This is a genomic window from Enterococcus sp. C76 (assembly GCF_040886985.1).
GTDB classification, from domain to species: Bacteria; Bacillota; Bacilli; order Lactobacillales; family Enterococcaceae; genus Enterococcus_B; species Enterococcus_B lactis.
The window spans coordinates 1-20,452 of the sequence record NZ_JBFOEY010000013.1 but is presented as its reverse complement, the minus strand read 5'-3'; the positions used below and the strand labels follow the sequence as shown (position 1 = coordinate 20,452).

The window sequence follows — 20,452 nt, the reverse complement described above, 5'->3', positions numbered from 1 at the left end:
TAAAAACTAAATTAACTGAAAGGAATATCCTATGAAAAAAGCGTATCAAAGATTTTTATGGATCAGCTATATTGCCCTATTTATCGTTGGGTTTCTCGTCAGTGTGTCCGTGATTGCGGGAACAATTTTCCTTTGGGTTACCACCGAGGATCTGACATCTAAGGGATTTATAAGTCTATTATCGTCATTTAAAGGATTTATGAGTTTATTGTCGTGTGCCATGATTCTTTGTCTATGTATACAGATTTACGAAATCATGCCTTCTCGATGGTCAAAAAAGAAGAAAGAGATCAAGGAAGAAATTGAAATAAAATCGACCGACTGGATCAAACACACTTGGCTTCCTTTGAAAAGAAATAGCAAGCGAAAAGAATTTTGGATTCTACAATTATGGCCATTAGGTAAACTTTGTATCTATTTGGCTCGTCTTATACTTGATTTAATCATTTACTCGATTGGAGTATTTGGAACGGCTTATTACTTATTAAATGATCCTAATAGGATTGCAGCATCAGACATTTTTACAGTGCTAATGACGTTGATTTTTGTCATGCTATTGACTATTTTTACTCAAATAGTCATGCAATTTACCAGGCAAAAACTAACAGCAGGAAAACTTTTCAAAAGTCTATTCGATTTAATTATTGTAAATGCAATTCTAGCAACTTTAATAAAACAACTCGAACAATTTGGAAGAACAACAAAAGGAGTGAAGGAATTTTTAATGACGTTTGTTCACTTTGTAAATGGACACATGTATTTGTTTGAAGTGGGTATTATTCTCTTTTTGGTAGGGTATGTATCCACGAAACTTATTAAACGTTCAATTGAAAAAGAAATTGAGATTGACTTGATTCCGACACTTCTTGGTTATGAGTACTATGTTGATTTTGGAAGATATGACGAATTGATCAATACAGATATTGTTCACACGAGTATCCATGAAGCTACCGTTAAGGGAATCAGAACTACGTTAAAAGATGACCAGGAGACGAAAGCAATCGACCGAAGAAAAGAGGTCTACAATTTTTATGAAGTCGAAGCAAATCTAAGATATGGCATTGGAAAATTGTCGTTAAATGGAAGAAATATTCCACAAAACAAACCATACATTGGCTGGAAAAGTGATGCTTTAGAAGTAACTAAAAAGCTTCCTATGGAAGAAGATGAGATTCAATGAGTCTAGTCAATTTGAATCATTTGTTTGAAGATATCAGTAATCATTTTCAACACTATTCAATTGAAGATAATGATGAATTGATGGGATTATTCCAAATAGAAAGAGAATACGACTATTTGACATTTATTTGTCGTGAAGGAAGAATCATTGATCCCAAAGAATCAAAAATCATTTCCCATTTAAGACGATTCAAAAATTATATTAGTAAAAATAAAGAAACTATTTCAGAAATAAAATTTGATGGAACAACAAACTTAGAATATTTAGTAAGAGTCACCTATCAAAGAAACCGCCGACTGATTGAAGATGATCAGGGAGTTTTAATATGCGCTGGTGAAGAATACGATAGTCTCAAATTTACTCAGTTAAAATTTGAAAGTATTGGTCGTTCTATTTATTTTGAGTCACGACCATTTTATATCCGTTATAATGACTTTCAACATTTGTTTTTACAAGATGAACCAAATGGATTAACCATTCTAGAACGAAGAGGGAAGAAACAAATTACATTATCCTACGAGAGACCCCTCACATTCATGGATGGTTCATGTGAATCTATTTTTCAAAAAATCAATCCGTTTATTAAAGAAATGATGAAAGAAAAAGATTCCTTACCTTTCACTTGGGCCGAGATTATAGAAGCAAAAAATAAATATGAATTATTGTGTAAGAAGTATCCGTCAAAAAAATTTACTAAGAAGGTAAATAAATATCCTCTACGTCATACTTATGCGCTGATTAAGTTAAAACCAAGAGTAACCAGAAAACAGTTTAGAAGAATAGAAGCTGCAATCGAACAGGAAGACATTGATGTTTTTCCTTCAGAAAGATTTGATTTTATAAGGAAGAACAGCCGTGAATTCGTAAAATCTTTATTAATTAGTTATGTTCAAAACTGTATTTTACCAAGTTTTGCAACGATTATTCTATCTGATTTAATGGACATGAGTTTTTATTTAAATCAGAAACTAGAATTTAATTTTAAAACAGAACGAGGATTATTAAGACAGCATAATCAAATTGTTGAAGAATATAATTTGAAACAAGCTAAAAGATTAAAGACATTCAAATTGAAACAACATGGTAAATACAGGTTGCTTGTCAAACATTTACAAAATCATCCTCACTTTACTTTGATTAAAACAAATAAGGAACTCTTTATGGAAGGATCAACTATGCACCATTGTGTATATAGTTACTTAGAAAAAATACAAAGAGGTGGTTCAACTATTTGGAAATATGAACGACAGAAGCATCGTTATACAGTTGAAATAGAGAAAAGAAAGTATGGCAATTATGAAGTGGTACAGTGCTATGGAAAATACGATTCATTGCCAGATAAACAAGAACTTGATGAGATCAAAAAGGTTGTTAGAGCTATTCCGTACAAATGATCTCACCTCAAGTTCTTCTTAATTTTTAAAGAGCATAAGGAAACGTGATATCACTTTCTTACGAAAGGTGCTAGGTAGGCTGTGCCTACCACGTTTCTAAGGAAAAAATCTGATATCAAAAATTGAGTTTCATGGATAGTCTGTGGATAGCAAATACCTATATTATGGATAGCTTGTGGATACTATCCATAGACTATCCATAATGTAAAAAGGAGAATCATATGGATATCATTATCAGAGATATTAATACCAAGTACATTAATGAAATTGATAAACGTTGTGAAGAGTTAAGAAAAAAAACAGACTCAAAATGGAGCAGGAATGACTATTTAAAATTATTGATTGAAAACGACTTTGAACGTCCTTTAATGGACTACAAGAAAGATCAATTTGATCGTTTATTGGAAAAATTTACAGATGTTCAGCTGCATAATACAAAAGTTTTGGAAGCATACACGAACGAGGTCAAGAACTTAATTGAAATATTAATCACACATTAGGAAGGAGATAATGTTCTATGGTTAAAGCGATAGAAAAGCATATTACATTTTATGAAGCGCACGATGAAGTTTTAAAACATATTATGGAAACTCAACCTACGGTAAAAAATTATTCTGAAGCCATTCGATTTTTATGTATGAATTACGATCCAGAAATTGAAAAAAATAATAATATGACGAACGCAAAGTTGAATGCAATGGGAAAGGAAATTTCTATTTTAACCGAAATGGTTTCAGAGTTTGCGGATCTTCATTTGAAAGATACAGGAATACTAATTGGTACAAATTCAACTGTCTATCAAGAAGCAAAAGAGCGTGTGGAAGGGAAAATAAAAGCGAATCAAACGAAAAAGTATTCTCCTAAGATCAAGAAACCAATAAATGAATCTGTTCATGCCAGAGTAGACCCGTTTGATCCAACAAAGTTTTTAAAAAGATAAAAAGTAGAAGGGGAACATGATGAATAAATCGCCTGCAGTCATTCTCACTTGTCAATTTACCTTGCCCAATAAAAAATCTTTTTCAACATACATTGATTATATGACAAGAGAAAAAGCGCTGGAAGAAATGGAACGACGTACGCCTGAAGAAGAACAGGAACTGCAACGAATCAAGAATGCTTTAGAGGATTTTTATATTCCTGAAGGAGAAACTTTTTCGGAGAGTAAGACGGATAAAGAATTCAGTGAAACGGCGAATGAAGCGCAATCGTTGATGGGAAATGGAATCAACTTTGACAAGTTAGAGGAACAAGATTTTACCAAATATCTTTCTTATATGACCCGTCACTATGCGTTAGAACAAAAGAAAGAACTGACGCAAAGTGAACAAAAAGAATACCAACGCTTGAACCAAGCAATAAAAAAATATCAAACAGAGCCACACAAAAAAGCTTCAGGAAACCTTCCTGGAGTTTTTTCTATGGCTTCAGACGAAGTAAAGGGAAGTGATCTGAAGGAGATTAAGCAAATCTTCCAAAGAGGGCAACAAAAAGGCTCAATCATTTATCAAGATGTTGTCTCTCACGACAATTCCTATCTTGAAAAAATAGGCTTGTACGATCCCAAAACAGATACCTTAGATGAAGAAGGGTTGAAAGCAGCAGGAAGAAAAATGATGGAGACATTATTCGAGAAAGAGCAACTGAACGAAACAGGCTACTGGATGGCAACGATTCACCGTAATACCAAACATATCCATATTCATTTTGCAGTTGTTGAAAAAGAAAATACGCGTAAACCTTACACGGAGGTTGAAAATGGTGTGAGTTATGTTGTACCGAAAGGAAAGAGAAGACAAGCAACATTAGACGCAATGAAGACCAATTATGTACATGAGTTAGAACGTTTTTCTTATGAAAAGGATCGAATGATTGGTATGGAGAAACGAAATTTATTGACGCGGAAAAGTGATTTGCGTAACACCTTAACAAAAGTGGTAAAAGAGCCAGCGCGTTACGATCGACACGCAATGAACTTATTAAATGAAGTATATAAAACCCTACCTGACAAACGTTCGGAATGGAATTACGGGGATGAAAAACGAACCAAACTTTCACCATACACAAGAGAGAAACTCGATGAGTTAACCAAATATGTTTTAACAAAAGAACCTGAATATCAAGAATATATACAGATTTCAAAAGCATTGAAAGAAGAAGCAAAAAGTCTTTATGGGGAAAGCAAAAGAGAATCAAAGGATGCAGAAAAAAACGCCCTCTTTGATTTAAAAAAGCGCACAGGAAATGCCATCCTAACAGAACTGAAGAGACAAGATAGTCAAATAAAACCATTAATAGAAGGTGTCGATCAGATGCAATCTATTTACAATGAACGATCCTTTCGAACGCTTAAACAGTTACCAACGAATGAATACAAATATAGTTACGAAGAATTCATGAAGCGCAGGAAACAATTCCAACAAAGAGTTGTCACGCAACGGAGTTTGCGTCAATTAAATCGAACGATTAATGCCCATGAAGAAAAATACCACGCAAGTAAAGCCTACGAAGAGCAACAACGAAGAATCCAAATGGAACAAGAAAGACAGTAAAGACAGTAGGAGGAATAGCAATGAAACAATATTTAGATCAATGGAAAGTTATAGAAGGATCATTAAGAGAAGAACGAATCGAACAACTTCCCGATTGTTTAGAAAAAGAGCATTTGTTTCAGATAAGAGAAATGTTGAGAAACGAACAGTTTGATCCAAATCAATTTTTAGTCGTTGAGTACCCAGCTACTGGTGTGTATTGTTGTAATCATGTGAATGGTGAAAAATATTTTATCATTCAAGAATATGAGGGCAAGTTAGCACCTTATTATACTACTTGGGAAATGAATGAAGAGGGGATCAATAACTTCCCGTGTAAAAGCATTGAAGAGTCCATTTCACTCACAGAATGTTAGTTGTTAAGTGAATAAAAGAAGTAAAAGAGTCCTGAACGTAATTGTCCAGGACTCTTTTTTTCAATGAATTGTTTTCCGCCAATTCAATGAGTGGTGCGATTTGCGACTACATTATATCAAAAGAAAGAGAAGGGAGGAAGAAGAAATGGCTTATTCAACGATTGGAGTTGTTGTTGAAAAAAGCAGAGACAATCTCGTTTTTGTGACAGAAATTCAAACGGGCAGAGCTTTTGTCGTCACAGACAAAGCGGCAAAAGCTTATCAAAGTGGCGATATTTTAACGTTAAATCTGACTACGAAGACGTTCGTCGATGCGGTAGAAGATTATCCATTTGTTTAGGAGGAAAAAACATGGCAGAAGAAAAAGAACCACTAGACAATAGTCGTTTGGGAAAATCCAAAAGAAAATTAGTACGATTGCAAAATGAATTAAATGAACAAATCGAAAAGATGTTTGAACACCAAAAAATGACGAACGGTCAACCAATGAACGACAAGAGAAATGGCCGTTCATGGTTTAACCAGCAAGAACGAATCGAAAATAAAGTCCAAAGTCTGAGAGAAGAGATCAAGCAACAAGAAAAACAGGTAGAAAAACTTGAAAGACAAGAAGAGCTAAAGGAAATGGGTTATAACAAGTACGGCGGACTAGATATGACGATCGAAAATATTCCAAGAATCAGAGAAGAAATCGAACGCTTTGAAAAAGGTGAATCGTCTTTTTCAGCCGCCACGATCCGAAAATATCAACGGAAGTTGGAAACATTAGAACAGCTGAAAGAAAAATCAGAAAAAGGAAAAGAAAATATCCTCCCTGAAGTACAAGCGATCATTGACAGCGGACGAGTAACGCAATGGAAAAAAAATCCGACCATTTATTTTCTGAAAGGCTATCGAAAAGTCGCTTTAGAACTGAATGAAAACGGGGAATTTGAGGAATCTAAAAAATACCAAGCCACGTCGGAAGAGGAAAAAGCAGCTGTTCGTGAATTACTTGAAGAGGCTGCGCCAACTGATTCATTGAAGGAGAAAGAAAACGATCATTTCTATCGAGTAGAATTCAACGAAAATGATCCAGAAAAAGGATTGAAAAGTTATGGTGGGGAGATCGTAACATTAGAATTGATCGATCAACTTAAAGCGTTGGATAACCAGTACGCTGCAGAAGCAGGTTATTATAAATTCTATTTTGAAGAAGTGAAGAACGGAGAAGTAGTCGATCAGATCCGAATGGATCTAGGTGATGGCGTCAACAGTAATCAATCCATCTATTTAGAGTTAGCAAAATTGTGCGAGCAAGTACCTGAGAAGGAACAAAAACAAACGGTCAAAAATGAACCTGTTTCGAAAGAACAAATGCAGTCGAAAGAAACAGAAACAAAACAAAAGGGCTATCAAAAACGAACGGCAGAAGAGATTAAGCAAGAAGTCAAATCCCTTTCGCAACAGGCACTGGACGCGGTGAAAAAGCATACCCATTCTCCTGAAGACGTGAAAGAACTTCTGAACTTTATGTCGCGTTTTCCAGAACGATCCTTTAGAAATCAATTATTGATCGAGGAACAATTTCCAGGCGCAACGGCTTGTTTAGGTCGTGCCGCGTTGAAAAAAGAAGGAATCTATATCAAAAAAGGGGAACAAGGGAACAAGATCTTTGTCAGAAAAACGGTCAAAGGATTTTATGAGAAAGGACGTGGTTTTGTTCGAGAAACAGAAGCTACACCAGAAGATAAAAAACGAATCGAAAGTGGTCAAATCGAAGTGATCAAAAAGCCTTACTACACGATTGAAAAAGTGTTTGATATCACACAAACACAATTGAAGCCTGAAGACTATCCGAAAATCTTCCCGAACCGTGTCTTTGATTTTCAATTGGATGCTAAAGGTCAGTCAGAACTTCAAGCTGGGATTCAAGCGGTAGCCAACAATATTGGAATTCAAATTCGAGATATGACGGAGAGCGAAATCTATCAAAGAGAATTAGGACAAACACGTGGGGCTTATGTCTATGACAAGGTCACTGGTGCAGAAGAAATCGTGATGAATACTCGAAATACTCCTACGCAGCATTTAGCCACAAGTATTCACGAATTAGCCCATGCTAGAATGCACAAATTTTCAGAATTAGATACTGCAACAAAAGAACTACAGGCAGAAATGACCTCCTATATTGTGTGCAAGCATTTTGGGATGGACACCTCGGAGAAAGCTATTCCTTATATTGCGACATGGACGAAGAATGGTCAGACGTTGGATGATAAGGAAGCTGCGGAACGTGGGAAAATCATGAATGATGTCAGCCGTGTCGCAAATGAATTCATTCAAACCATTTCTAATGAAATCAATCAATACAGAGAAAGAGAACCAGAGATCCAACCAGCAGAAGTGAAGCAAGAGCATAAAAATACTGTGGAAACGGCAGAACAAAAGAATATTGTTCCTGTTGGCTCACTTTGGATCGACAAGAAAGACGGGAAAGTAATGGAGGAAGATACGGGTCGAACGTTACATTTGAAGGATGCGGCGTTTATTGAAGATCCGCAGCATAATCAAGTAATTTTAAAAGGAAAAAGTTATGGAAAAGAGATCCAAACGGCGTTACCTTCAGAAGAATTTGCGCTAGGAAATCCATTCCGATTTTCACTTGAGACAGTGTCAGAAGTGGCCAAACGAAAAAATGAAATCTATTATGAACAACAATTGTCACAAAAAGAACGTGTATAAAACAAGTAAAAAAGACTATCTGAAAAACGGATAGTCTTTTTTCTTTTGGGAGGTTTTAAAATGACAGAGAAAAAAATGAGTCTTATTGATCGATGTAAACAGATCGATATAGTGGATTTTGCTCGAAACAATGGAATGGCTGTAGTCAATAAAGGACGAGACTATCGCTTAGAAGACCATGATTCATTTGTTTTTGAACGAAGAAAACAACGTTTTTATTGGAACAGTCAAAATATTAGTGGTGACATTATTGAATTAGCTAAACTTTTTTTCATAGACAAAGAGATCCAAGACCCTAAGCAACAATTTAAAGCAGCCACTGATTTTATTCTAAAGAATGAAGACAAAACAGAACGAGTGGAAAATCTTCATTTTGAGACAGAAAAGTACAAAGATCACCCCGTTGATTATCAACCACTCACAGAAAAAGGAAGGAATTATCTGAAGGAAGAACGAAAACTACCAGAGTGGCTGATTGATTATGCAGAAAAAGAAGGATTGATTGCCGAACTAAAGCCAAAACATGAACGGCAAAATTTCTTAGTTCGAGACGATCGTTTAGATCATACGGTCGCCTTTTTATGGAAAGATCCACAGACAAAAGAGACAGTAGGGGCGAGTTATCAAGGAACGTTCATTGATTATGAACGTTTTGGTGAGAGAGGCACATATAAGCATATAGATAAAAATTCGACAGCGAATCATGGCTTTAACCTAAAGATTGGTGATCCTAAACAGTTAAAATTTTTTGAGAGTAGTATTGATTTACTTAGCTACGCGGCACTGAATCGTGATCAGTTAAACGATATGTGGTTAGTCTCTATGGAAGGGTTAAAACACCATGTGATCAGTCATTATTTTGGTGAGGCAGTATCTGAATTGAGAAAGAAACAAGCCTTTCCTCAATCCATCGAGATTTGTGTGGATAATGACCGTGCAGGACATATTTTCTACGAAAAAGAACAATTAATGGGCGCAGTCGATCCATTTACGAATCAGAAAGTACGTTGTGAACGAGGAATCGCTAATGATTGGCAAGTGCCAAGAGAATACAAAGTCATTTATGAAGAAGTCGCAAAAGAAGAAAAGGTCACACCAGAAGCTATTATGGCCATACACAAGACAGAAAACAATCTGCAATTAACGAACCAACTGGTTTCCGCTCACAAAGTCAATGCGTCTTTTGGTCAGCAACTTTCTGTTAACGATTCAATAGAAGTCATTAGTTTGAAAGATATTTGTAGAGAAGTCGCAAAAGAATTAAAAGATTGTGAACGCTCGAATGGTACGTACGATTTTGATCGTTTTTATCAAGGAAAAGGGGATATTAATTCTCAGATTCTTTTCTCTTATAAAGCAGAACAATACTACAAAGGCTATAAAAATCATGAACATGAATTTGTACCTGAAGTGAAAAAGGATTGGAACGATCAATTGAAGCATGAGATCCAGCAACAAGAAATCAGAAAGCAAAAACGTGCCATGTTGTTTCAACAAGGCAGACAACAAGAAAGGGAGTGAAATCGTCATGATGAAAACCGTTATTTTAGCAGAAAAGCCGTCACAAGCGAAAGCTTATGCCGATAGCTTTTCTAAAGCCACTCGAAAAGATGGGTATTTTGAGATCCAAGATCGATTGTTTACAGGAGAAACTGTGATCACGTATGGTTTTGGTCATTTAGTCGAGTTAGATTCGCCCGATATGTACGATGAAAATTGGAAACAATGGTCATTAGAACATTTGCCTATTTTCCCTACACATTATCACTATCATGTTCCTAAAGATAAGAAAAAGCAATTCAACGTGGTGAAACAGCAACTTCAATCGGCCGACACCATTATTATTGCGACAGATAGCGATCGTGAAGGGGAACTGATCGCTTGGACGATCATTCAACAAGCAGGCGCAGAGCAGGGAAAGACTTTTAAAAGACTTTGGATCAACTCCTTAGAAAAAGAAGCCATTTATCAAGGATTCCAACAGTTACGAGACGCAGAAGAGACCTATCCAAAATTTGAAGAAGCACAAGCACGTCAGATCGCTGATTGGTTAATTGGGATGAACGGTAGCCCACTGTATAGTTTACTCTTGCAGCAAAAAGGCATACCAGGAAGCTTTTCCTTAGGTAGAGTCCAAACTCCAACGCTTTACATGATTTATCAGCTGCAGGAAAAGATTAGAAACTTCCAAAAAGAACCATATTTTGAAGGAAAAGCCCAAGTAACCACTCAAAATGGCACATTTGGTGCGAAGCTTGATCCGAATGAAATACAAGCGACGCAAGAAGCATTTGAAGCCTATTTAAAAGAAAAAGGCGTTCAAGTAGGAAAGCAGCCAGGCACGATTCTTGAAGTCGAAACCGAGAAAAAAAGCGCGGCAAGTCCACGTCTTTTTTCTCTATCTAGCCTTCAGTCTAAAATGAATCAACTCATGAAAGCTAGTGCCAAAGACACTTTGGAAGCCATGCAAGGCTTATATGAAGGGAAATATCTAAGCTATCCGCGAACAGACACCCCTTATATTACGGAAGGGGAGTATGCGTATCTGTTGGATCATTTAGATAAATACAAGCATTTTTTAAAGGCCGAATCAATCCCAACCCCTATTCATACGCCGAATAGTCGGTATGTGAATAACAAGAAAGTCCAGGAACATTACGCGATCATTCCTACAAAAACGGTTATGACAGCAGCGGCTTTTGAACAACTAAGTCCACTGCAGCAGGCCATTTATGAACAAGTGTTAAAAACAACGGTGGCCATGTTTGCGGAAAAATATACCTATGAAGAAACAACGATCTTGACGCAAGTCCAGCAGCTTCAGTTAAAGGCAATCGGAAAAGTACCGATAGATCTAGGTTGGAAGAAGTTATTTGGCAAAGAGAGCGACGGAAAAGAGAAGGAAGAAGAGCCGTTACTTCCTAAAGTGACAAAAGGAGAAACGGTGACGGTAGATCTACAAGTTCTTGAAAAAGAAACCAAGCCCCCACAACCTTACACGGAAGGTACACTGATCACCGCCATGAAGACAGCTGGGAAAACCGTGGATAGTGAAGAAGCGCAATCCATATTGAAAGAAGTGGAAGGAATCGGTACAGAAGCGACACGGGCGAATATTATTGAAACCTTGAAACAAAAGGAATATATCAAGGTAGAGAAAAATAAGCTCGTGGTGACGAATAAAGGGATTTTGCTTTGCCAAGCCGTGGAAAAAGAGCCGCTGCTTACGAGCGCCGAAATGACCGCCAAATGGGAAAATTACCTATTAAAGATTGGTGAGCAAAAAGGGACACAAGGTACTTTTCTAGCTAATATCCAAAAATTTGTCTCTCACTTGTTGGAAGTCGTCCCAGGGCAAATCCAAGCCACTGATTTTGGATCGACGTTACAAGAGGTGAAAGCAGCCAGTGAAAAGCAAGAAGCGGCGCGTCATTTAGGAATTTGTCCAAAATGCCAGGAACAAGAAGTCATACTTTATCAAAAGGTGGCGGCTTGCACGTCTGAAGCCTGTGATTTCAAACTATGGACAACGATTGCCAAAAAGAAACTTACAGCGACACAGCTGAAAGAGATCATTCAAAATGGCCGAACAAGCCAACCTGTGAAAGGGTTAAAAGGTCAGAAGGGTTCGTTTGAAGCAACGATCGTTTTAAAAGAAGATTTCACCACAGGGTTTGAGTTTTCTGAAAAGAAAAAAACGAACTATAAGAAAAGAACACGCCGCACGACAAAATAATGGAGGGTTAATCTTATGCGTAATACCACACATAAACAACAAGAAATCGAAAATCAAAAAGCCAAAATTCGTTCAGAACAGGAAAAAATGCGTGCCAGCAAACGAAGACTGCAGCAATTAAAGAACCAGCAACGGATTCAAAAAGAAATCGAATTAGATCGATAAAATCTTCCTGATTGTTGTATACGTATAAACTTATGTTATACTATATTTATAAGTTTATACGTATACAAAGGAGGGAGAAAATGACAAAAGCAATGGTATATAAGCTACTAGAAGAATTTAATGGAACTTTGGCTTTGAAGGATGCTAAAAAAGCGGGCATTTCTCCTGTTACGATCAAACGTATGGTAGATCGAGGGGAGCTGGATCGAGAGTATCCAGGCTTTTTCACCTTACCTGGTCAATTTCCTGATGAATTGTTTATGGCGCAAAAAAAATATGAACGCGGCATTATTTCGCATATCACCGCGTTGGATTTATATGATTTAACGGATATGATCCCTAGACAGATCGATCTAACCGTACCTTACGGTTATCACGTTTCTGAAAAGGGGTTGAAGGAATTCGCGGTTGAGTTACACTATTCAAAAGCGGAATGGTATGAATTAGGCAAGATCGAAATAAAGAGTCGCTATGGAAATCCTGTTATAGCTTATGATCCAGAAAGAACCTTATGTGACATTTGGAATCCCTGGTATAACGTTGAGGATGAAATCAAAGTAAAAGCAATCAAAAACTACATGGAGTCGGACAGAAAAAATCTTAGAAAATTGAATGAGTATCGACGAATTTTGCCTACAGATAAAACGATGCGCTCTTATATTATGGCTTTAAATTAAAGGAGAATACACATGACACCTACGCAATTAAAAGCAAAAGTGAAGAATATTTCTAGAGAAAAAGAAGTTGATCCGCAGCTTGTTTTAAGACATTTTATGATGGAAAAATTCTTGGAAAAAATCTCAGAGTCTCCTTATCGTGAAAATTTTGTGTTAAAAGGCGGCTTCTTAATTGGCTCAAAGTATGGCATTGAAAATCGTACAACCAAAGATATTGATACGACTTTACGGGAAATGAAAGTAACCAAAGAAACATTAACAACGGTTCTAAACGATATTTTTTTAACGCCGACGAAAGAAGGCATTCAATTTGAGATTCAAGGAATGAAAGAAACGAGAGAAGCCGATTACTATCCAGGATTTAGCTTACGTGTGCTGGCACATTTGGAAAATATGCGGCCAGATTTTAAGGTAGATGTGACGACAGGTGACTCGATCTATCCTGCAACGATCACTCACAGTCATAAATTGATGTTTGAAGATCGAACGATTCCTTTGGAATCTTATCCTACAGAACAAATTATTGCCGAAAAATTAAGTGCAACCTTTGATTTTTTAACAGATAATTCGAGAGGAAAAGATTTTTATGATCTCTATACTATTCCTAAAATGGAAAAGATCGATGAGAAGACCTTGAAAGATAGTGTGAGAAATACATTTACATGTCGAGGAAAAACTGATCCGTTAAAGATTTATTACGAAAAGGATATGGATGTACTGAAAAATAGTCATGAGCTAAAAGATACCTGGAAGAAATATCAAAAAAGCAATCCTTATGCTGCGTCAATCACGTACGATGAGACAATGGATTCGATTAGTAATTTGATGGAAAAAGTGATTCAGGTCGAAGAAAAAGAGCGAAAACTAGCTTATCAAAGACACCAACAGATGAATAAAGAAATGGAGAGATAAAGATGATTAATAATGTGACATTAGTAGGACGCTTAACCAAAGATCCCGATTTACGTTATACCGCAAGTGGTACTGCAGTAGCGACTTTTACCCTAGCTGTCAACCGTAATTTTACGAATCAAAACGGCAATCGAGAAGCTGATTTTATCAACTGCGTGATTTGGCGCAAACCAGCAGAAACAATGGCGACATTAGCTAAAAAAGGTAGCTTGATTGGTGTAGTTGGGCGGATTCAAACGCGGACTTATGACAACCAGCAAGGACAACGTGTGTATGTGACTGAAGTTGTAGCAGATAACTTTCAACTATTAGAAAGTAAAGCAGCGACAGAAAGCCGTATGCACGCTGATCAATCGTCCACCAGTCCAAGCACCGCCACCTTTGAACAACGGGATACAGCGACGCCTAACAACAATGGATTGAACGCTTCACAGAATCCATTTGGTGAACAATCAATCGATATTAGCGATGATGATCTACCGTTTTAGTTTGAGAAAGAAGGAGTAAGCATGGCAAAAAAAATTAGTCTGACGATGGATCTATTGATACCCGTAATTGCATTTATAGACGGGATTTCTTTGGGCGTCACTGAAAATCCTTTGGTAAATAGAATTGCGAAAGGATCACTATTTCTTGTATTCGTGTATCTTGTCTGTTCTTATCTTTTAAAAAGAGCAGGAAAGGATAATTCCTTTTGGCGATTGACTAAAGTCACAGTAGCAGCGACAGCTGTTATACTTACGGCTATTCTACCGCTTTATATGTAGGTTTAACGGGAAATCGTTGAACTTCTTGCGAAATATTGCTATAATGAACATGAAAAAGAGGAGTTGCGCGAACAACCCCTCATTAACAGCACCGTTTAAAGAACGGCGGCTCAGATTAATTATTTATTGAGAAATAACCGATCCTCGCTAAAGTGACGGTTATTTCTTTTTGTCATTTTTAAGCATATTTACAATCAAACTAATCAAAGCAATGGTAAACATACCAAAACCAAGAATGGTTTGAATTGTCTCATATGCGGACAAAAGGCTTACTCCTTTCATAGATTTTAGCACTTACATTCATAAGCACCACCACCTTCCAGAAGTCGCCACCGTCATTAAACTTTACTGTCTTGATAATTATAGCATATCTAAAATCGAATAAAAATTCTCAATTTTAGCTGTTTTTGCTATAATTTTAGCGAGGTGATCGTGATGAACAAATATGTTGGTTTGCTTGATAAAATCCGAGTAATAAAAACACAACCATTATTGGTTCGCTTTACTTTACAAACAATTCATGAATCGATTAATTGTGTAGTTGCAGATATTGAAATTATCGATAAACTGCTAATTATGGATGATGGAAAATACAATATTGCCGTCACAGGTCACTTCAATAAACGAAATCAGCTAGTTATTGCTAGCATGTATGTTAGAAATCCCGATCATTTTACGCGATCGATGGGCATATAAAAAAAGAAGAGTTGCAATCCTAATGTAGGACTGCAGCTCTTTTTGTTTTACATAGAAACAAGAAAAATGAAAAGGCCTTTTTAGGAAGGCGCAAGCGCCTTCTCAATTGAAAAACCTCTCTCTCACTCCAACCGCCACCGCATAAATGGAAAATAACACAATTTACTTTTTTTGAAGATAAACCAATAAATTTAGAAAAAAACCAGAAGATATATGAAATTCTTCATATATCTTCTGGTTAAAAAAGACCAACAGGGTATGCTTTTTTGGCCATTCTGTTTATCTGCTGAAAAACTTAATTTAGAAAAGGACATTGAAGTTGAGCAAGAGAAATAAAAGATAAAGTAAGGCTTCTATTGGTTCAAAAATTCATAGAATGTTAATCTAATTTAACAGGAAAGGATAATTATGTATATACATTCTTTCTTGAATGTGTTATACTATGTATATACAGAAAGAGGTGTCTAATATGGAAATGCTACCTATAAAAAAATGGGGAAATAGTAATGGTCTTAGATTGCCAAAGTATATTATGGAATATCTTGGAATTCATACAGAAGACAAAGTGAAGATAATACAAGAAGAAGTAAACGGTCAAAAGCGCCTAATCATCGAAGCTGCTAATTTAGAAAATGAATTAACAATTGAGCAGTTATTTGAAAATTACACTGACGAAAGAAATCATGTGACGATTCAAAACTTAGGTGAAACAGTAGGTAATGAAAAATGGTGAGAAAGCCTAGACAAGGCGATATTCTATTATTGAATACAGCACCTCGATCTGGACACGAACAAACAGGAAAAAGACCTTATATTGTTTTAAGTCATGATATTATTGCAGATTATAGTAATGTTGTTACAGTTGCTCCTATTTCTAGTACAACTAGAAACTATCCGTTATATGTAAATATTAATTCAAAATATGAAATGAAGACAACAGGAAAAGTATTATTAGATCAATTAACGACAATTGATTATGAAGCCAGAGAGTGTATTTTCTTGGAAAAAGCACATGATAGTTTGGTTGAGGAGTTATTGATGAAAGTTAGAACAGTATTTCAAAAAGTAAGTAAATAAAATAGAAACAACAGCATGACCAACTATCCGACGTTGACCATGCTGTCTTTTTTTATTCTATATACGGTTTGTCTCGTCACATTGTAGTCCTTCGCAATTTTAGCAATCGCAATACCTTTTTTAAAATCTTCAACGATGCTTTTGTACACTAAGCGTTGTTGGGGATCTTTTGCGTTAGCACTGTATAGCTTTGGACGGCCTTTATAGACACTGTTAGCTTTTGCAATTGCTTGGAGTTGTTTTGATTCGGTACATTCTTGATCAGCAATCATGGCTAAAATTTGAATTATTGGATCCTTAATAATTTATCCACAAATGAATTACGCTTCAGTCTGTCGCTATCCATTTAATCAATACTTTTATCAATAATAGAACGTAAAACTTTTTCTCTTAATCCAACCGAATCAATATTATTATTTTGTTCATAGCCCTGTACTAGTAGATCACAAATATAAAGTTGGGAGATTTTTCCAGCTAAAGATCCGCCATTCAAAAATTCCTCAATAGCAGTTTGTAAAACTAAATCAGCAGATTTTCCTATAGGTGAATGAATATAATTAGTGATTGCAATAATTTTTGCGCCATTTTTCTTAGCTATTTTTAGTGAATCATAAGTGTCTTTTGTTTTTCCAGACAAAGAAAAAGCGATCACTAAATCATTAACAGTCAATAAGGAAGCAACTTGAGCTTGAAAATGAGGGTCTAATACAGCTTTTGCTTGAACTCCTACTCGTAGAAACATACTTTCTAAATCAAGGCTCGTATTTCCACTAGACCCAACACCAAATAAATATATATTTTTTGATTGAGTAATCATTTTAACGGCATCATTCAATTTTTCCTCGTCCAATAGTCGAATGGTCGAATGAAGAGCTTCGGTTAAATTATTAGCAATTTCGTCATAGTATTTTTTACTAGTTTGATGTTCTTTTTTTTGGCTAAAGTCTTCCTTCGCAATTTCAATTTTTAAATCAGAAAAACCAGAAAAACCGATTTTTTGACAAAAGCGAATGATAGTTGCATCACCAACTTTTGTATTTTTTTTGATGTCACTCATTGTACTATAAATGATGGTATTCCCAGAATTTAAAATATAATCAGCAACTTTTTTTTCAGACTTCGTTAAAAATGGATAATTTTCTCTAATTAAATAAGTGTACTTCATATAAACCCCTCTACAATTGAAGTTTTCTCCATTATACTCCAATTTGTTAAAAAAAACTCCTAAAAACTCCATTTTTATCTTTACATTTATGAAAGCGGATGCTATATTGTCTTTGGAGTTATTATCCGAAAAAAATAAAAAAATGGAGTGTTTAGGATAATGAATAGAAAAGATTTTTTAGATAGTATTTCAAATGGCTTGATTGTTTCATGTCAGGCATTACCTGGTGAACCATTTTATAAAGAAGAAGGGAGTTTAATGCCTTATTTTGCTTTAGCTGCTCAAAGAGCCGGTGCAGTTGGAATACGTGCAAATTCTGTTCGAGATATTTTAGAAATAAAAAAATGCGTCTCGTTACCAATGATTGGAATTATTAAAAGAGATTACCCACCAGAGTCTCCATTTATTACTCCAACCATGAAGGAAGTAGATGAGTTAGTAGAAACTGGCGTTGAAGTGATTGCTCTTGATTGCACTCTCAGAAATCGTCATGATGGTTTATCTATCAATACTTTTATTACCAAAATAAAAGAAAAATATCCTCATCAATTATTTATGGCAGATATTTCTACTTTTGAAGAAGGAAAAAATGCTTATGCAGCAGGAATTGATTTTATAGGAACGACTTTAAGTGGCTATACTGAAGAAAGTAAGCAACAAGAAGGTCCAGATATAAATTTGATTAAGAAGTTAGTCGAAGATAATATTTGTGTAATTGCCGAGGGGAGAATCCATACTCCAGAACAAGCAAAAGAAATAAAGAAATTAGGAGTTGCAGGCATTGTTGTGGGGGGGGCTATTACTCGTCCGCAAGAAATTGCTTCAAGATTTATTAAAGCACTAAATTAGTTAGGAGGAGAAAAAATGTTTAAGAAGTTTTCACAATTAGGTCGTGCGTTTATGTTGCCAATTGCTATACTGCCCGTGGCTGGTTTGTTATTAGGGCTTGGAGGAGCATTAACAAATGAGAGCGCTATAAATGCTTATCCAATTTTAAATCAAACTTGGTTGCATACGATTTTGAGCATTATGAGTTATGCTGGAAATGCAGTTTTTGCAAATTTGGCACTAATTTTCGCAATTGGGATTGCTGTAGGACTTTCAAATGGAGATAAGGGAACAGCCGGTTTAGCTGGAGGGGTAGCTTATCTAGTATATACTGCAACTATAAGTGGATTTCTGGAGCTTTTTTCAGCAAAAGATGCAACACTTGATACAGGAGTAGTTGGTTCTATTGTTATTGGAGGAACGGTAGCATTTTTACACAATCGATATAGAAAAATAGAGTTGCCACAATTCTTAGGATTTTTCGGAGGGTCAAGATTTATTCCAATCGTATCCAGTTTAGCTGCAATTGTTATTGGTGCTTTCTTTTATTTGATTTGGCCGCCAATTCAAAACGGTTTAGTAGTTGCTGGTGAACAAATTGCGCAAATGGGTAGCTTAGGAACCTTTCTATATGGTTTTTTACTTCGATTAACTGGTGCTGTGGGCTTACATCACACAATCTATCCTTTGTTTTGGTATACATCTTTGGGTGGCACAGAAATGGTGGCTGGCCAAACAATCTCTGGTGCACAAAACATCTTTTTTGCTCAACTAGCTGATTCCAATCATACTGGTTTATTTACTTATGGGACTAGATTTTTTGCAGGAAGATTTGCAACAATGATGTTTGGTTTGCCTGCAGCATGTTATGCAATGTATCGTGCAATTCCTAAGAAAAATCGTAAAAAAAATGGTGGTCTTTATTTTAGCGGAGCCCTTACATCATTTTTAACTGGAATCACTGAACCTGTTGAGTATATGTTTTTATTTGTTGCTCCTTGGTTATATGTAATTCATGCATTTCTAGATGGATTATCTTTTTATTTTGCTGATATATTAAATATTCGTATAGGAAATTCTTTCTCTGGAGGATTAATTGATTTCTTATTATTTGGGGTTCTTCAAGGAAATGATAAAACTAATTGGATGAAATTAATACCTTTTGGTATTGTGTGGGCACTTATATATTTCTTTGTTTTTACATTTTTTATTAAAAAATTTAAGGTAGCTATTCCTGGAATGGTAGAAGATGCAGAGGTTCCTTCTGAAGAAATAAAAAGTAAAAATACATCGCTATACGAAGAAGCTATGATAATTATTGAAGCACTGGGTGGAAAAAATAATATTGTATCTGTTGAAGCTTGTGCAACTCGTTTGCGAGTAGCTGTTTTGGATGGTCAAATTATACAAAAACAAAAAATAAAAAATCTTGGTGCGACAGCTGTTTTTGAGGTTAATGGAGGTATTCAAGCAGTTTTTGGTGGGAAAGCAGATTTATTTAGCCAAGAAATTAATCAAATATTAGAACAAGATAATTAGGAGGCATTCTAGATGTTTCAATTTTTTAAAAAGAAAAAAGAGGTAATTTATGCTCCATGTTCAGGACAAGTTATTCCAATTACAGAAGTAAAAGATCCTGTATTTTCACAAAAGTTATTAGGAGATGGATTTGCTATTATACCTAATAATAAAAAAATTACTGCCCCATTTACTGGACAAGTAGTTTCAATATTTCCAACGAAACATGCAATTAGTTTGAAAACAGAATCGGGTATAAATTATTTAATTCATATTGGAATTGATACAGTTAGGCTAAATGGAGAACCTTTCTCAATTTTTGTTAAAGAGAATGATAAGGTGAAAAATGGAGATTTAATTGCTGAAGTTGATTTTGAGCAAATAGTGAAGGCCAAAAAAGATCCTTCGGTTATTATAGTTTTTACAGAAGAAAATCAAATCAGCAACTTAAATGTAAATAATGAATTGATAGAAAATAATCAGTCTTGTGGGGAAATTTATTCTTAAAATCTATTCGTTTTCTGATGCTAGCTGGTTATCTATGTAAACAAGGTGACTATTAGTTTAAAAATGCATAGTTGGTTATTTCTTATATATAGAAGATATGAGAAAATTTTATTTAAAATAAAACAACAGCTTCTAGTTAACTACTGAGAAGCTGTTGTTTTTGTTTCCTTTATCTTGTCTAGGTATCTATAAATGGTC

24 protein-coding genes and 1 pseudogene are annotated in these 20,452 nt (G+C 35.5%); 22 read left to right on the top strand and 3 right to left on the bottom strand.

The window, feature by feature from the left end; all coding sequences use genetic code 11:
* The first annotated feature begins 31 nt into the window (after nt 1–31).
* The 15 genes from AB3I00_RS13270 to AB3I00_RS13200 all read left to right on the top strand — a co-directional run bounded on the left by AB3I00_RS13270 (nt 32) and on the right by AB3I00_RS13200 (nt 14,463).
* Nucleotides 32–1,180 (top strand): hypothetical protein, encoded by a 1,149-nt coding sequence (locus AB3I00_RS13270; RefSeq protein ID WP_368025438.1) that lies wholly within the window; start codon nt 32–34, stop codon nt 1,178–1,180.
* On the top strand, nt 1,177–2,574 hold the full coding sequence (locus tag AB3I00_RS13265; RefSeq protein WP_368025437.1) for a PcfJ domain-containing protein: 1,398 nt from the start codon (nt 1,177–1,179) through the stop codon (nt 2,572–2,574). Before AB3I00_RS13270 ends, AB3I00_RS13265 begins: the two co-directional genes overlap by 4 nt.
* Before the next feature lie 221 nt (nt 2,575–2,795).
* Nucleotides 2,796–3,074 carry a hypothetical protein gene (locus AB3I00_RS13260; protein ID WP_002390111.1) on the top strand — a complete coding sequence of 93 codons (279 nt, stop codon included), beginning with the start codon at nt 2,796–2,798 and terminating at the stop codon, nt 3,072–3,074.
* A gap of 17 nt (nt 3,075–3,091) precedes the next feature.
* Entirely contained in the window at nt 3,092–3,514 is a 423-nt protein-coding gene (locus tag AB3I00_RS13255; protein ID WP_002332779.1) for a hypothetical protein, read from the top strand.
* Nucleotides 3,515–3,533: 19 nt separating this feature from the next.
* Nucleotides 3,534–5,126 (top strand): MobP2 family relaxase, encoded by a 1,593-nt coding sequence (mobP2, locus tag AB3I00_RS13250; protein ID WP_368025436.1) that lies wholly within the window; start codon nt 3,534–3,536, stop codon nt 5,124–5,126.
* Between the two features lie 20 nt (nt 5,127–5,146).
* A complete protein-coding gene (locus tag AB3I00_RS13245) occupies nt 5,147–5,482 on the top strand; it encodes a hypothetical protein (RefSeq protein WP_002296380.1) in 336 nt (111 codons plus the stop codon).
* 145 nt (nt 5,483–5,627) lie between these two features.
* Nucleotides 5,628–5,822, top strand: a complete 195-nt coding sequence (locus AB3I00_RS13240; RefSeq protein WP_368025435.1) for a hypothetical protein — start codon at nt 5,628–5,630, stop codon at nt 5,820–5,822.
* 11 nt (nt 5,823–5,833) lie between these two features.
* On the top strand, nt 5,834–8,206 hold the full coding sequence (locus tag AB3I00_RS13235; protein WP_368025434.1) for a hypothetical protein: 2,373 nt from the start codon (nt 5,834–5,836) through the stop codon (nt 8,204–8,206).
* Nucleotides 8,207–8,266: 60 nt separating this feature from the next.
* The gene (locus AB3I00_RS13230) at nt 8,267–9,727 is read left to right on the top strand and encodes a toprim domain-containing protein (RefSeq protein ID WP_368025433.1); all 1,461 of its coding nucleotides are present in this window, start codon (nt 8,267–8,269) and stop codon (nt 9,725–9,727) included.
* A gap of 10 nt (nt 9,728–9,737) precedes the next feature.
* On the top strand, nt 9,738–11,942 hold the full coding sequence (locus AB3I00_RS13225; protein WP_368025464.1) for a DNA topoisomerase 3: 2,205 nt from the start codon (nt 9,738–9,740) through the stop codon (nt 11,940–11,942).
* A gap of 15 nt (nt 11,943–11,957) precedes the next feature.
* Complete coding sequence (locus AB3I00_RS13220; protein ID WP_002295632.1) at nt 11,958–12,107, top strand: hypothetical protein; 150 nt, start codon at nt 11,958–11,960, stop codon at nt 12,105–12,107.
* Between the two features lie 80 nt (nt 12,108–12,187).
* Nucleotides 12,188–12,784: a type IV toxin-antitoxin system AbiEi family antitoxin domain-containing protein gene (locus AB3I00_RS13215; RefSeq protein WP_002293530.1), complete on the top strand. Its 597-nt coding sequence runs from the start codon at nt 12,188–12,190 to the stop codon at nt 12,782–12,784.
* Nucleotides 12,785–12,796: 12 nt separating this feature from the next.
* Nucleotides 12,797–13,696 (top strand): nucleotidyl transferase AbiEii/AbiGii toxin family protein, encoded by a 900-nt coding sequence (locus AB3I00_RS13210; RefSeq protein ID WP_368025432.1) that lies wholly within the window; start codon nt 12,797–12,799, stop codon nt 13,694–13,696.
* 2 nt (nt 13,697–13,698) lie between these two features.
* Nucleotides 13,699–14,184: a single-stranded DNA-binding protein gene (ssb, locus tag AB3I00_RS13205; protein ID WP_368025431.1), complete on the top strand. Its 486-nt coding sequence runs from the start codon at nt 13,699–13,701 to the stop codon at nt 14,182–14,184.
* A gap of 21 nt (nt 14,185–14,205) precedes the next feature.
* Nucleotides 14,206–14,463, top strand: coding sequence for a hypothetical protein (locus AB3I00_RS13200; protein ID WP_002295625.1), 258 nt, complete (start codon nt 14,206–14,208; stop codon nt 14,461–14,463).
* A gap of 159 nt (nt 14,464–14,622) precedes the next feature.
* Here the strand turns inward: AB3I00_RS13200 and AB3I00_RS13195 are convergent, their stop codons facing one another.
* Complete coding sequence (locus tag AB3I00_RS13195; protein ID WP_002295624.1) at nt 14,623–14,745, bottom strand: putative holin-like toxin; 123 nt, start codon at nt 14,743–14,745, stop codon at nt 14,623–14,625.
* A 153-nt stretch (nt 14,746–14,898) separates the two neighbouring features.
* Between AB3I00_RS13195 and AB3I00_RS13190 the strand changes: the two genes are divergently transcribed.
* From AB3I00_RS13190 to AB3I00_RS13175, 4 genes are all read left to right on the top strand, one after another.
* Nucleotides 14,899–15,159, top strand: a complete 261-nt coding sequence (locus AB3I00_RS13190) for a hypothetical protein (protein WP_002296240.1) — start codon at nt 14,899–14,901, stop codon at nt 15,157–15,159.
* 152 nt (nt 15,160–15,311) lie between these two features.
* On the top strand, nt 15,312–15,401 hold the full coding sequence (locus AB3I00_RS13185; RefSeq protein WP_368025463.1) for a hypothetical protein: 90 nt from the start codon (nt 15,312–15,314) through the stop codon (nt 15,399–15,401).
* Nucleotides 15,402–15,628: 227 nt separating this feature from the next.
* Entirely contained in the window at nt 15,629–15,892 is a 264-nt protein-coding gene (locus AB3I00_RS13180; RefSeq protein ID WP_368025430.1) for a PbsX family transcriptional regulator, read from the top strand.
* A complete protein-coding gene (locus AB3I00_RS13175; protein ID WP_086311656.1) occupies nt 15,886–16,236 on the top strand; it encodes a type II toxin-antitoxin system PemK/MazF family toxin in 351 nt (116 codons plus the stop codon). Before AB3I00_RS13180 ends, AB3I00_RS13175 begins: the two co-directional genes overlap by 7 nt.
* A 23-nt stretch (nt 16,237–16,259) precedes the next feature.
* Here AB3I00_RS13175 and AB3I00_RS13170 read toward each other — a convergent pair.
* Both AB3I00_RS13170 and AB3I00_RS13165 read right to left on the bottom strand, forming a co-directional pair.
* Nucleotides 16,260–16,538, bottom strand: a pseudogene (locus AB3I00_RS13170) (helix-turn-helix domain-containing protein); the annotation flags it as partial.
* Nucleotides 16,539–16,582: 44 nt separating this feature from the next.
* Nucleotides 16,583–17,401: a MurR/RpiR family transcriptional regulator gene (locus tag AB3I00_RS13165; RefSeq protein WP_368025429.1), complete on the bottom strand. Its 819-nt coding sequence runs from the start codon at nt 17,399–17,401 to the stop codon at nt 16,583–16,585.
* A 159-nt stretch (nt 17,402–17,560) separates the two neighbouring features.
* Here AB3I00_RS13165 and AB3I00_RS13160 point away from each other — a divergent pair, with 159 nt between their 5' ends.
* Genes AB3I00_RS13160 through AB3I00_RS13150 form a run of 3 tightly spaced genes read left to right on the top strand, consistent with a single transcriptional unit; the run spans nt 17,561 to nt 20,254 of the window.
* On the top strand, nt 17,561–18,250 hold the full coding sequence (locus AB3I00_RS13160; protein ID WP_368025428.1) for an N-acetylmannosamine-6-phosphate 2-epimerase: 690 nt from the start codon (nt 17,561–17,563) through the stop codon (nt 18,248–18,250).
* Nucleotides 18,251–18,265: 15 nt separating this feature from the next.
* Entirely contained in the window at nt 18,266–19,768 is a 1,503-nt protein-coding gene (locus AB3I00_RS13155) for a PTS transporter subunit EIIC (RefSeq protein WP_368025427.1), read from the top strand.
* Nucleotides 19,769–19,780: 12 nt separating this feature from the next.
* Nucleotides 19,781–20,254: a PTS glucose transporter subunit IIA gene (locus tag AB3I00_RS13150; RefSeq protein WP_368025426.1), complete on the top strand. Its 474-nt coding sequence runs from the start codon at nt 19,781–19,783 to the stop codon at nt 20,252–20,254.
* Nucleotides 20,255–20,452 lie beyond the last annotated feature (198 nt).

Excerpts from the sequence above, each read along its gene's own strand:
- AB3I00_RS13160 (WP_368025428.1), top strand. The coding sequence starts at position 17,561 with ATGAATAGAAAAGATTTTTTAGATAGTATTTCAAATGGCTTGATTGTT.
- AB3I00_RS13155 (WP_368025427.1), top strand. The coding sequence starts at position 18,266 with ATGTTTAAGAAGTTTTCACAATTAGGTCGTGCGTTTATGTTGCCAATT.
- ssb (WP_368025431.1), top strand. The coding sequence starts at position 13,699 with ATGATTAATAATGTGACATTAGTAGGACGCTTAACCAAAGATCCCGAT.
- AB3I00_RS13230 (WP_368025433.1), top strand. The coding sequence starts at position 8,267 with ATGACAGAGAAAAAAATGAGTCTTATTGATCGATGTAAACAGATCGAT.
- AB3I00_RS13220 (WP_002295632.1), top strand. The coding sequence starts at position 11,958 with ATGCGTAATACCACACATAAACAACAAGAAATCGAAAATCAAAAAGCC.
- AB3I00_RS13215 (WP_002293530.1), top strand. The coding sequence starts at position 12,188 with ATGACAAAAGCAATGGTATATAAGCTACTAGAAGAATTTAATGGAACT.
- AB3I00_RS13175 (WP_086311656.1), top strand. The coding sequence starts at position 15,886 with ATGGTGAGAAAGCCTAGACAAGGCGATATTCTATTATTGAATACAGCA.
- AB3I00_RS13165 (WP_368025429.1), bottom strand. The coding sequence starts at position 17,401 with ATGAAGTACACTTATTTAATTAGAGAAAATTATCCATTTTTAACGAAG.
- AB3I00_RS13225 (WP_368025464.1), top strand. The coding sequence starts at position 9,738 with ATGAAAACCGTTATTTTAGCAGAAAAGCCGTCACAAGCGAAAGCTTAT.
- mobP2 (WP_368025436.1), top strand. The coding sequence starts at position 3,534 with ATGAATAAATCGCCTGCAGTCATTCTCACTTGTCAATTTACCTTGCCC.
- AB3I00_RS13150 (WP_368025426.1), top strand. The coding sequence starts at position 19,781 with ATGTTTCAATTTTTTAAAAAGAAAAAAGAGGTAATTTATGCTCCATGT.
- AB3I00_RS13200 (WP_002295625.1), top strand. The coding sequence starts at position 14,206 with ATGGCAAAAAAAATTAGTCTGACGATGGATCTATTGATACCCGTAATT.
- AB3I00_RS13270 (WP_368025438.1), top strand. The coding sequence starts at position 32 with ATGAAAAAAGCGTATCAAAGATTTTTATGGATCAGCTATATTGCCCTA.
- AB3I00_RS13240 (WP_368025435.1), top strand. The coding sequence starts at position 5,628 with ATGGCTTATTCAACGATTGGAGTTGTTGTTGAAAAAAGCAGAGACAAT.
- AB3I00_RS13210 (WP_368025432.1), top strand. The coding sequence starts at position 12,797 with ATGACACCTACGCAATTAAAAGCAAAAGTGAAGAATATTTCTAGAGAA.
- AB3I00_RS13195 (WP_002295624.1), bottom strand. The coding sequence starts at position 14,745 with ATGAAAGGAGTAAGCCTTTTGTCCGCATATGAGACAATTCAAACCATT.
- AB3I00_RS13255 (WP_002332779.1), top strand. The coding sequence starts at position 3,092 with ATGGTTAAAGCGATAGAAAAGCATATTACATTTTATGAAGCGCACGAT.
- AB3I00_RS13260 (WP_002390111.1), top strand. The coding sequence starts at position 2,796 with ATGGATATCATTATCAGAGATATTAATACCAAGTACATTAATGAAATT.
- AB3I00_RS13265 (WP_368025437.1), top strand. The coding sequence starts at position 1,177 with ATGAGTCTAGTCAATTTGAATCATTTGTTTGAAGATATCAGTAATCAT.
- AB3I00_RS13190 (WP_002296240.1), top strand. The coding sequence starts at position 14,899 with ATGAACAAATATGTTGGTTTGCTTGATAAAATCCGAGTAATAAAAACA.
- AB3I00_RS13235 (WP_368025434.1), top strand. The coding sequence starts at position 5,834 with ATGGCAGAAGAAAAAGAACCACTAGACAATAGTCGTTTGGGAAAATCC.
- AB3I00_RS13245 (WP_002296380.1), top strand. The coding sequence starts at position 5,147 with ATGAAACAATATTTAGATCAATGGAAAGTTATAGAAGGATCATTAAGA.
- AB3I00_RS13180 (WP_368025430.1), top strand. The coding sequence starts at position 15,629 with ATGGAAATGCTACCTATAAAAAAATGGGGAAATAGTAATGGTCTTAGA.